This is a genomic window from Oleiphilus sp. HI0086, assembly GCF_001635225.1.
Genome location: NZ_LWFZ01000746.1, coordinates 1 through 3,127, shown reverse-complemented (window position 1 = coordinate 3,127; position 3,127 = coordinate 1). Strand labels below are relative to the sequence as shown.

The window sequence follows — 3,127 nt, the reverse complement described above, 5'->3', positions numbered from 1 at the left end:
TTTGAGAATAACTTTTTGCGTAAATATAGCCCTGATATTGATGTGAAATCTCGGTGCGAGGGAGCTGGTTTACACTAGCAACTACATGTGGCCACGCCTTTTCAAAAGGCATGGATAGGGAAAACTGATCTATTTTGTGAAAAAAGGTACTTGCTTCAGTTGAGACGCAATTAGGCAGTGGTGGGCACCAATTGAGACTAGGTTCAGGATCACTTTGTTGTAGCGGGCTGACAGCGCAGCCACTTGTCATCGCTAGCAGAGTAAGGCTGACATAGAGAGCACAGTTCTTAGGCTTCAAGTGCTGTCACTTCCATAATTGCCTGGCGGAGTTCTGCGTTCAGAACAAATTTTGCTTCCTCTATTACACGTTCAACATCTTCACCGTATACCAACTTATTGGCGCCATTAAGTGTTAAGAATTCCTTTTTTTGCAGCGTTGCAATGAAGTTTCGGAACAGTGCTTTGTCAAAAAACTCCGGGGCATTGAGACCAAAGAGAATCGACATGCGTTCAGCCATAAGTGTACTCTGTTTTTCAAGTTCTTCGGCATCAAGCTTCCCTGAACCACTACGCGTAAGAATGGCAACAACTATGTAGTAGCGTTCCAAGGTCTGGATGATCAAACGAGATAAGATGGACAAGTTTACGAAGGCCTCACTGCCGCTTGCCGGACGAGTAATGTACTCACCGTTGTCAATTACCAGCTTGTGTTGGATGAGTACTTTTAGCCAGTCTTCAAATACTGTTTCGACCTCGTCACTGCTCCAGCGAAGGAAAAGTTCTGCCTGAATGTAAGGGTAGATTGATTTGAACAGGCTATATAGCTGAGTTTTCTCAATGCGACTGTTATTTTGCATTAAACAGGCGATCAAAGAGGGGATTGCGAACAAGTGAAGTATATTATTTCGGTTGTAAGTGAGCGACACAGCATTTCTATCGGTCAGGCTAATAATGTCGCCCAGTTCTTGTTTTTGCCTCTCGACCAGGTGCATATTTTCAGCGTACTCAATCCAGTCAAAGCCATCACCTTCGGCAAAAGTGATATCTTCGCTGTAAGGTTGTTCTTTTAACAGGCTATTGAAGCAGTTCATTACGCGGCCTAGTACTTTCGCATCCATGGCATAGCGTTCGGTTGCCAGTAGTACCAAGGCAGTGAAATTAATAGGATTAATCGCAGCGGAGCTATTGATTCCGGTAACGATTTCCTGAGAGAGCTTGTCGACAAAACCGGACAACCATTGCGGTTTCTCGGTTTGCATTCCCGTAAAGTCTCGCCAGTTTTCTTGGTGTTGGTCCAGGTAGGCCTCAAGGTAGATAGGTTCACCAAAGTTCAAGCTAACTTTACCAAAAGAGCGGCGTAGGTTTTTAAGTGATTTGAATAGGCCAAATATAGACTCTTTTTGCTTCTTGTTGCCACGAAGCTCGCCTTGATAAGAACTGCCCTCTAATACTTTCTCATAGCCGAAATAGGTGGGTACAAAGGCGATAGGCTTTTGTTGGTCACGGAGATAGGAGGTGACAGTCATCGCTACCATGCCAGCGCGAGGCGAAAGTGTGCGTCCTGTGCGGCTTCTACCACCCTCAACAAAGTACTCTACTGAGTAGCCGCGTTTGAAAATGGTGTGGATATACTCAGAGAAAACCGTTGAGTACAGAGGGTTGCCCTTGAAGCTTCGGCGCATAAAGAAAGCACCGCCGCGGCGTAAAATTGAACCGACAATAGGAAGGTTTAAGTTAATGCCCGCTGCAATATGTGGCACCATGATTCCCTCTTCAAATAATTTGGAAGAAAGTAATAGGTAATCGATGTGGCTACGATGACAAGGTGCGTAGACGACAGCGTGATCTTTGGTGACATCACGGACTTTGTCGACATTGTTAGCGCTGATACCGTTATAAATCTTATTCCACAGTTTATTGAGTAAACGTTCAAGAAAATGGATGGTGGATATTTGTAAGTTGGAAGCCAGTTCGTCTGCGTAGCTTAAAGCTATTTGTCTGGACTGGGCTGGTGTCTTACCTTCTTCACTGGCGTGTTTCTCAATTGCGGCTTTCACTGGGCCGCTATTAATAATGCCGTGAACGAGGTTTTGTCTGTGAGATAGGTTCGGGCCCAGCACGGTTTGGCGTACACGACGAAAGTGAACACGTAAAATACGAGCGGCTTTTCGAGCACAAATCTTCTCGTCTTGCTTACTTTCCTCGAGCATTTGTTGCACAGAAAGTGGCTGATTGAATTGTACTAGGCTGCGACGGCCGTGAAGGAGTATTATCAAGAGCTTTTTGAAAGGCCCGGATACCGCCCAGCCGTCAGAAAAAAGTAATCTAAACCATGACTTTTCTTTTTCGGGGGAGCGACCCCAAAATAAAGTGACCGGAACAAGTTGAACGTCCAATGGGTCTATATCGGAATTTTTATTGCTCTCGGCAATGGTCTTGACGATTTGTTTGAGCCGATTAGTGACCATAGGGGTTTGGCGTTTTTTAAACCAGTTTCCTTGACGTTCATACAAGAAGAAAAAAGAGCGCCTAACCGAGTTTTCATTGAGTTTGAGTTGTGCTTGGGCAGAAGGGAGTCCAGACTTAATGCAGCTGTTTTCGAGGACGAGACGAGCAGAGAGTGAGCTGTATTGTAAAACATAACAAACCGGCTTGTTCGGGTCTATTTTAAGGCTTTCCGTGTCGGCACCTTTTACTTCAACGCGAACCCACAAGAATAGAATTTTTCTTAGCAGGCTAAATAGTAAAGAACTTAATCCGAAAAAATGACTCATAAACTAAGGGTCTCCGTTTAGTTCAATTATGTGCAGTACCGGGTTGCTCTACTACAAGCATTCAGCGTCTTAACTTCTGTATATGGGCTGAATCATGTAATCGAGTTGTCGAGCAGTATATGTTGGTGGGCTAGTTTATAGGCAAGCCTGCCTCAAGGCAAAATTCACTTGTTTGCTGTCGGCCATAAATCACAGCTCTGTGGCTGCTTTATCTCAAGTCTTTCACATATTTGTAACCGCAAGGTTAAATCTGTGGGGCAAAAGATTACTACCTTGAAAGCTTTGCTGAAAACACTTGAAATTAAAGAGTACGCTCTCTATATTTTCCTGCCGGGCCTTACGATCAGAGAAGA

At 44.5% G+C, this 3,127-nt stretch carries 2 protein-coding genes; both read right to left on the bottom strand.

The genetic code is table 11. The features are described from left to right. On the bottom strand, window positions 1-298 hold a 298-nt coding region (locus A3756_RS28710), incomplete at its 3' end, for a DUF1499 domain-containing protein (RefSeq protein WP_231875535.1). Continuing rightward, on the bottom strand, window positions 288-2,774 hold the full coding sequence (plsB, locus tag A3756_RS12650; protein WP_068514686.1) for a glycerol-3-phosphate 1-O-acyltransferase PlsB: 2,487 nt from the start codon (window positions 2,772-2,774) through the stop codon (window positions 288-290). The genes plsB and A3756_RS28710, both read right to left, overlap by 11 nt. Between the last annotated feature and the right edge of the window lie 353 nt (window positions 2,775-3,127).

Excerpts from the sequence above, each read along its gene's own strand:
- plsB (WP_068514686.1), bottom strand. The coding sequence starts at position 2,774 with ATGAGTCATTTTTTCGGATTAAGTTCTTTACTATTTAGCCTGCTAAGA.